5 protein-coding genes are annotated in these 8,462 nt (G+C 61.7%); 1 reads left to right on the top strand and 4 read right to left on the bottom strand.

The window, feature by feature from the left end; all coding sequences use genetic code 11:
• Nucleotides 1-182: 182 nt before the first annotated feature.
• On the bottom strand, nt 183-1,529 hold the full coding sequence (gene pmbA, locus AACX99_RS16045) for a metalloprotease PmbA (RefSeq protein ID WP_339413316.1): 1,347 nt from the start codon (nt 1,527-1,529) through the stop codon (nt 183-185).
• A gap of 104 nt (nt 1,530-1,633) precedes the next feature.
• Here pmbA and yjgA point away from each other — a divergent pair, with 104 nt between their 5' ends.
• The gene (gene yjgA / locus AACX99_RS16040) at nt 1,634-2,152 is read left to right on the top strand and encodes a ribosome biogenesis factor YjgA (protein WP_339413314.1); all 519 of its coding nucleotides are present in this window, start codon (nt 1,634-1,636) and stop codon (nt 2,150-2,152) included.
• A gap of 61 nt (nt 2,153-2,213) precedes the next feature.
• Here the strand turns inward: yjgA and tldD are convergent, their stop codons facing one another.
• The 3 genes from tldD to AACX99_RS16025 all read right to left on the bottom strand — a co-directional run bounded on the left by tldD (nt 2,214) and on the right by AACX99_RS16025 (nt 8,441).
• Complete coding sequence (tldD, locus tag AACX99_RS16035) at nt 2,214-3,671, bottom strand: metalloprotease TldD (RefSeq protein WP_339413312.1); 1,458 nt, start codon at nt 3,669-3,671, stop codon at nt 2,214-2,216.
• Between the two features lie 2 nt (nt 3,672-3,673).
• On the bottom strand, nt 3,674-4,522 hold the full coding sequence (locus AACX99_RS16030) for a carbon-nitrogen hydrolase family protein (RefSeq protein ID WP_339413310.1): 849 nt from the start codon (nt 4,520-4,522) through the stop codon (nt 3,674-3,676).
• A gap of 85 nt (nt 4,523-4,607) precedes the next feature.
• The gene (locus AACX99_RS16025) at nt 4,608-8,441 is read right to left on the bottom strand and encodes a YhdP family protein (protein ID WP_339413308.1); all 3,834 of its coding nucleotides are present in this window, start codon (nt 8,439-8,441) and stop codon (nt 4,608-4,610) included.
• Between the last annotated feature and the right edge of the window lie 21 nt (nt 8,442-8,462).

The raw sequence follows: 8,462 nt of genomic DNA, 5'->3' as shown, positions 1-8,462 counted from the left end.
TGGCACTGAGCTGGCTCACCTGGGCCAACCAGCGCTGAAAGGCTTGAGTATCCATGGTGGGCTGACCTCACAAGCGGATGTCTGCCTTAAAGCGTAGTCCTTGCAACACGGTCTTGGGACATAGCCAATAAAAAGGGGCTGAACGCTTAAGCGACAGCCCCTTTTTCATCATACAAGCGGAATCAGCTACCCGCCACCGTCATCCGCTCGATCAAAACCGAACCGGTGCGGATATTACTGCGCAGCTCCAGATCATTACCGACTGCAACAATCTGCTTGAACATGTCGCGCAGGTTACCGGCGATCGTGACTTCCTGCACCGGGAACTGGATTTCGCCATTCTCAACCCAGTAGCCACCGGCACCGCGCGAATAATCACCGGTGACCATATTCAGGCCCTGCCCCATCAACTCGGTGACCAACAACCCGCGCCCCATACGCTTGAGTAGCGCCTTCTGGTCTTCATTGCCATGACTAACAAACAAGTTATGCACACCGCCAGAGTTGGCCGTGCTGGGCATGCCCAGTTTGCGCCCGGAATAGGTGCCGAGCACATAGGATAAAAGCTCGCCGCGCTCGACGAAGGACTTGGCGTAGGTCGCCAGACCGTCACCATCGAAGGCAGCACTGCCCAAGGCACGAGGAATATGCGGGCGCTCGTCGATCGTCAGCCACTCGGGGAACAGCTGCTGGCCGAGGGAGCCTTCGAGAAAGGATGACTTACGGTACAGGTTGCCGCCGGAAATGGCCGCGAGAAAACTGCCAAACAGCCCCGTCGCCAGCTCGGCAGCAAACAGCACCGGCACTTCGCAGGTCGGTACCGGGCGCGCGCCCAAACGGCTTACCGCACGCTCGGCGGCGCGGCGACCAATGCTGCCGGCATCGGCCAGCAACTCGCCCTGACGATTGACGTCATACCAGTAGTCGCGCTGCATCGACCCGCCGTCTTCGGCGATCATCACGCAACTCAGGCTGTGCCGCGTGCTGGCATAGCCACTGATAAAGCCATGGCTGTTGCCGTAGACCCGGCAGCCCTGGTGAGTATTCAGCGTGGTGCCATCGGCGTTCTTGATCCGCTGATCGGCCGCAAAGGCCGCTGCCTCGCAGCTCAGGGCCTGCTCGATGGCCTGTTCTGGAGTAATCGACCAGGCGTGATACAGATCCAGCTGCGGCAGCTCGCGGGCCATCAGTGCGGCATCGGCCAAACCTGCGCATTCATCTTCAGAGGCATGCTTGGCAATCGCCAAGGCCGCCGCGACGGTTTCGCGGATCGCCGCCTCACCACTGGCCGAGGTGCTGGCCGAGCCCTTACGCTGACCGACGTACAGGGTGATGCCAAAGCCCTGGTCGCGGTTGAATTCGACCGTTTCCACTTCACCCTGGCGCACCGTGGTGGACAGGCCCTGCTCCACCGACACGGCTACTTCGCAGGCGCTTGCCCCCTGCGTTCTGGCCTCGGCAATAATCTGCTCCACCTGCGCCTGCAATTGCGGCACGGCCTGGGGCCCGACGATGTCTACTGAACTCATAACAACTCCTGAACGATAAGCCGTAGAGCGCGGCTACACAGGCCAGACGCTTACAGCTGGAAACTTGCTGCTATCATGTCGGCGTTTTCCACTGGACCGCCACCATGTCTGAATACCTTGACGACTTCTCCGGCGAGAAGAGCAAAACCCAGGTCAAGCGCGAGCTACATGCGCTACAGGATCTGGGGCAACGCCTGACCACCCTGAAACTCGACCTGCTTAACAAGCTGCCGCTGACCGACGAGCTGCGCCGCGCGCTGGCCGAAGCGCCCAAGCACACCGCCAACTCCGCGAAGAAGCGCCATGTGCAGTTTATCGGCCGATTGATGCGCGACCAGGATATTGCAGCCATCCTGACGCTGCTGGATCAGCTCGACGCCTCGACGCGCCAGTACAACGAACGCTTTCACAACCTTGAGCGCTGGCGCGACCGCTTGCTCAACGGCGACGACGACACTCTGGAAAAATTCGTCGGCGAATACCCTGACGCCGACCGCCAGCACCTGCGTCAGCTGATCCGTCAGGGCCAGCACGAACTGGCGCAGAACAAAGCGCCGGCCGCTTCACGCAAAATTTTCAAATACATCCGCGAGCTGGACGAAACCCAGCGCGGCTTGCGCTAGGTCTCCCGACCATCGTGGGTTACGCCTTCGGCTAACCCACCCCACATCCTTGTAGCAGCCGTCAGGCTCCCGTCCCGCCCACTGTAATCGCATCAATCTTCAGTGTCGGCTGGCCCACGCCAACTGGCACCGACTGACCATCTTTGCCACAGGTCCCAACACCACTGTCCAGCGCCAGGTCGTTGCCAACCATCGACACCTTGCTCATGGCTTCCGGGCCATTACCGATCAGGGTTGCACCTTTGACCGGCGCGGTGATCTTGCCATCCTCGATCAGGTAAGCCTCGCTGGTGGAAAACACGAATTTGCCGCTGGTGATATCGACCTGACCGCCGCCAAGGTTGGCGCAATAGATGCCCTTCTTCACCGAACGAATGATTTCTTCCGGGTCACTTTCACCAGCCAACATGTAGGTATTGGTCATGCGCGGCATCGGCAGGTGCGCGTAGGACTCACGGCGACCGTTACCCGTGCATGCCACGCCCATCAGGCGGGCATTCAGTTTGTCCTGCATATAACCTTTAAGCACGCCATTCTCGATCAGCGTGGTGCATTGGGTCTGCGTGCCCTCATCGTCCATGCTCAGCGAGCCGCGACGCTCAGCCAGGGTGCCGTCATCGACGATGGTGCACAGACTGGAAGCCACCTGCTCGCCCATCCGACCACTGTAGGCCGAGCTGCCCTTGCGGTTGAAGTCGCCCTCCAGGCCATGGCCGACGGCCTCGTGTAGAAGCACGCCGGACCAGCCTGCGCCCATCACCACCGGCATCGTGCCAGCCGGAGCCGGGATGGCTTCGAGGTTGACCAGCGCCTGGCGCAAGGCTTCACGGGCATAGCCCATGGCGCGCTCTTCGTTATTGCTGGTCTGCTCGAGGAAGTAGCGGTAATCGGTACGCCCGCCGCCGCCATGGCTGCCGCGCTCGCGGCGACCATTCTGCTCAACGATCACGCTGACGTTGAAGCGCACCAGCGGGCGGATATCCGCGCCAAGGCTGCCGTCGTTGGCGGCCACTAGAATGCGATCCCAAACCCCAGCGAGGCTAACGGAAACCTGCTTGATTCGTGGATCAAGAGCGCGAGTGGCGACGTCGATGCGCTTGAGCAGCTCGACCTTTTCCGCCCGGCCCAGCACATCCAGCGGATTTTCCTGCGCATATAGCGGCTTGACCAACGGGTTGTTGAACGCTTGTACACGGCCATTCTGTCCGGCGCGAGCAATTGAACGGGCCGCGCGCGCGGCCTGACTCAGGGCATCGGCAGTGATCGCATTGCTGTAGGCAAAACCGGTTTTCTCACCGGACTGGGCACGCACGCCGACACCTTGATCGAGGTTGAAGCTGCCCTCTTTGACAATTCCATCCTCCAGCGCCCAGGTTTCCGACACCTGACTCTGGAAGTACAGATCGGCCGCATCGATTCCCGGCCCGGCCAAGTCAGCCAGGACTGCCGGCAGATGCTCAATGGTCAAACCGCCCGGCCCGAGCAAATGCTCGCTAACCGATAGCAACATAGTGTTCATAACTACTCCAAACTTGGCAGCCGCATTTCGGCCGCTGCAAAAAATCGTTTATGCCGCGCCACCGGCATGCGCTGACGGATCGCCGCTTGTTCTGCCCCATCGCGCTCGGCCAGCAATATGCCAGGCCCCTGCGGCAGTTCGGCGAGCACGCGCCCCCAGGGATCGACAAGCGCCGAATGACCAAAGGTCTCGCGCCCACCTGGATGGGTGCCGCCCTGCCCAGCCGCCAGCACATAGCACTGGGTTTCGATGGCCCGCGCGCGGGTCAATATCTGCCAATGCGCCGCACCGGTAACCGCAGTAAAGGCCGCCGGCACGCTGATCAACTCGGCTCCAGCGGCGCGCAAGGCGCTGTATAGCTCAGGAAAGCGCAGGTCATAACAGACTGTCATGCCCAACCGCCCAACCGGGGTATCGGCTACCACCACCTGGCTGCCGAAGGCGTAATCGTCAGACTCGCGGTAACGGCCGTGGCTGTCGCTGACATCCACATCAAACAGATGCAGCTTGTCATAGCGTGCCACACGCTGGCCGACATTATCGATCAGCAGCGAGCAGGCATGAGCCTTGGCTTCGGGCTGGCCATCCGACGGTAAGGGCAAGGTGCCGGCGACTATCCACAGGCCAAGATCGCGGGCGGCCTGTTGCAGCCAGGGCAGAATCGGCCCCTCACCCAGTGCTTCGGCACGCCCCAGCGCGGCCTGATCACGCCGCCCCATGGCCGCAAAATTTTCCGGCAGCACCGCCAATCGCGCACCTTGCGCAGCGGCCTGTTCGAGCAACTGCCGCGCCTGCGCCAGATTGGCCAGGACATCGGCCTGACTGACCATTTGAATGACTGCGAAGGTCATGACTGCCTTTATCTCAATGCCGGTATGGCTTCAGCTTACAAGCCATACCGGCAGACTGCACGGCTGCATCTCAGCCGTGTGGGGATTACTGGGGTTTCTCGAATGGCTTGTCGAAGCTGATATCCGGATTTTGCCAGGAGCCCTTGACGTCGTACTGCACACTGGCAAAGCGCGCAACGCGGTCACCCAGCAGCTTATCAGCGATAAACAGCGCCCCGCCGATGGCCGGTGCACCGACTATCAGTGCGGCCAAAGGCAGGTTATTGGTCACCGGCAAGGTCACCAATAACTTGGCATCGATCCGATCATTGGCCATATCCAGGGTGCCATTGAGCTCCAGGTTGCTCGATGGCCCGGTCAGGGTGATCGGCTCGCGGGTCACAAATACGCCGTTATCCGCCACTAGCAGACCTTTGACCCGGTCATAACTGAGGCCTTTACCGAGCAGATCAGAGAAGTCCAGACGCAGGCGCCGGCCAATCGAGTTGAAGTTCAGCAGCCCAAACACGCGTAGCGCCGACGCAGGACCTTCCACCTCGGAGAATTGACCTTTGCGCAACGAAGCATCCAAGGTGCCACTGAAACGCTTCAGGCCGAACCAGGCCGGCGAGCCAGGCCAGTTACCATCAACATCCATATGGAAATCGCGGCTGCTGGCGGTCGGCGCAAAGCCCCAGGCAATCAGCACATCGGCCAAATCGGCACCACCCATACGCCCCTTGTAACTCGTGCGCACGCCGCTTGCAGTGTTTAGCCAGCTGGCCCGACCGCCAATTTTCAAGCCTTTGAGATTGAGATCCAGCTCGCTGAAATGCACCCCTGTAGCAACCGGGCGTGCCTTGAGCGACCAGCTGCCCAGCGGTTCAATGCCCTGAAAAACCTCGGCGATACGTACGTCCAGCGCCGGAAAGCTGCTCGGATCAACGCTCGCCAGCGGGTCAGGTGCATCCACCGCAGTGTCTTCTGCAGTCCTCTTCTCTGCTGCTGGGAAATGCAGATAGTCGAGCGCCAGGACAATCGGCAACTCACGGGCATCCGGCAAGCCCACCTGGCCTTTCAACTGAGGACTGTCGAGGCTAACCGCCCAGGTTGCGGCATCGCGCTTAACCGCTACTTCCAGCGCATCCAGGCTGATGCCAAACCCCGTGAAGCGGCCAATGCGCAGCTGCGCATCCTTGAACAGCCGCTGCGCATCACCGATTGGCACGCTGGCATAGGGCTGCAACACTTGTTGCCAGTCCGACCAATTCAGTTCCGCCACGCGGCCGCGCACACGCAAGCCCTGGCTGGTGGGCAGGCTGGCCGCACCGTCAGCCAGGCGAATCTCGCCACGGCCCTGGTTGAACTGGCCAGGGCTAGCGGCAAAGGTCAGGCTCAGCAAATCAGCGTAATCCAGCCAATAGCGCTGTTCACGACCGCCTAGGGTCATGCGCCACTGCGTCGCGAGCTCCTCAGCAGCCGTCTTGCCGAACGGTGCCGGCAGCGCCACCGTCGCGCCTTTGAGGGTAGAACTGACGCGCAGCTGGCTGTCGGCGCCGTCCAGGATCAGATTGAGGCTATAAGGCAGATTGCCGCTGACGGGCAGCGGCTGGGTCACGCCCAGCCAGGTGCTCAGTTCCTTGACTGCGATCTGCCCGCTGGCCTCGATGCGGCTACGCGCCTTGCCGCGCGCGCCCTCGGCCAGAGCCTTGCCGCGCACCGCATGGCCAAGTACCTGAGCACGAATATCCGGGGCGCTGAGGCCGCTGGCCGTGTTGTAACGAAATGAGCCCTGCAGCTGGCTGAACTGCAAGGGTGGGGTGGGCAGGCTGAGCTGCGCGCCTTTAGTAGCGAAATCCACCACCACCGCCGGGGCCAAGCCCTTGCGTAGCGGCAGGTCGAGCTTGAGCTTGCCGGCCAGCGCCCCTGCGCCAGTCCAGCCAGCGAAGGTTTCTGCGGTGCCTATCGGCGCTTGCTGCAGGATATGCAGGGCGTCATCCACGTTGCTGCTCAACTCACTGGTCAACAACAAACGCGGCGGCTGGCCGGGCAATGAGGTCGCGATCAACGCCGTGGCATTACTCACCTGGCTATCGAGGATGCGCCCTTCAGCCAGTTCGACCCGCACGCCGCTGTCTTCGATCAACACCTTGCCGCGCCCCTCGCGCAGCGACGGCCAACCAGGCTGAAAGGCCAGTTCGGCATCATGCACGGCGAAGAACAGACTGATGCTACGCGCTGCATTCTCCGCGCCCTTGTTCAGCGAACCCTGGTACTGGAAATAGCCTTCATCGACCGCGCCGCCGCGGATGGCGCTTTTCAGCCAGGCATCCAGCTCAGCACCCATGCCCGGCGCGAGGCTCGGTAGGTATTTCTCGGTATAGCGCGCATCGCCGTTACGCAGGCCGACGCGCAGGTCCATGTAGTCTTCCAGCTCCGGATCGAAACGCAGGCGAATTAAAAAATCGCCTGCAGCCGGCCCCTCCTCACCTACCACTTGCAGATACGGACTGCGCAGGGTGAACGCCTGCTCATCGATCTGCCAGGTCAGTAAGGCATTGGCCTTTTGGTAGTGCCAAGGTTTGGGGAATAGAGTATCGAGGTGCAGGGAAAAGTTTTCGCTATCGACCCGCAGCTCACCCTGGCCCAGGTCGCCACTGATACTGCCACTGACATTCTCTGCAGCAGGCGAACCGTGCCATGCCGCAAAGCCAATACGCTCCAGATTGGCCGAGAATTGCAGGCGCTTGCTGTCGGTCAGCAGCGGCCGGTAGTCGAGTTGAATATTACGCAGGGCACCATGCGGCTTGAGCTGCTCAAGCAGTGCCAGGCCTTTATCTGGCAATGGCGCAAGCCCCGCTATCAGCGGTTGCAGCGGCGCCAGGTCGAGACGATCGGCACTCAGCAACCACTGCTCCTGCACCTCTGTACTTTCCGCCTGCTGAGTAAGCGCCAAACGCACTTCACCCCAGCGCAGCTCACCACGGCTGAAGGCCAGGTCATCCAATACCAACGTAAAACCTAGATCGGTACGGGTGAAGTAAGCATTCAGCGCCAGGTTATTCAGCGCCACCGGCTCACGCTTGGCATAGCCAGCCTTGAGCTGCGGCACATGCAGACGGCTGACGGCACGCTGCACGCCGCCTTTGGCCCAGCTCAGCCAGACCTCCCCACCCAACTGCAGCTGCTCAAGACGCCATTGTGCAAGCAGGCTCGCCGGCACCCAAGCCGCCCAGTCGCTCTGTGGCAGGCTCAGGTACAGGTCGGCCTCGGCGTCTTTCCAGCGCTCGGCACGCATCCGCGTGCGCAGTTGCAAGGCCAGAGGTTGGCCATCAGGTAACAGCAGGCGACCGTCCAAGCGCTGACGCGCGCTGCCGTTGCGCAGGGTGAGGTTTACATAGGTCAGGGTCCGCGCCGGCTGATCGAAGGCCTGTATGGTGACCTGGCTGTTGAACAACGACAGGCGCTTGAGCATCTGCGACTGGTTCAACACCTGAGCCAGATCGAGTGGTGCGGGATCGCGGCGTTGCGGCAATCCCTTGAGCGACCAGCTACCGTCTTCAGCCTGCTGCACCACCAGTTGCACACCATCCAGCTCAAGCCGGGCGATACGCAACTGCCGCGCCAACAAGCTGGCCAGCACATCCGGCACCACGCGTACCTGATCCAGCTGCAAGGCGCCCGCCCCCTCACCGACCGCCACATCGTGAGCGGTCAGTACCGGCGAGAAGCCTTGCCAGAGCCCTTCCAGCGCACCGATTTGCACCGGCATGGCCAACGCTTCACGGGCTTTGTCTTCGGCTTCCAGGCGGTATTCGGCAACCAGCGGCACCAGCTCGCGGCCGAGGCTGACATACAGCGCGGCTAATACCAGCGCCAAGGCGCACAGCCCCAATGCCGTACGCAGCAACAGGGCAGTCCAGCGCGCCAACGCCTGCATTCAGTTCACGCCCGAGCGGTA

The organism is Pseudomonas sp. EA_35y_Pfl2_R5 (assembly GCF_963970805.1).
In the GTDB taxonomy this organism is placed as follows: Bacteria; Pseudomonadota; Gammaproteobacteria; order Pseudomonadales; family Pseudomonadaceae; genus Aquipseudomonas.
This window is presented reverse-complemented; position numbering and strand designations above follow the sequence as displayed.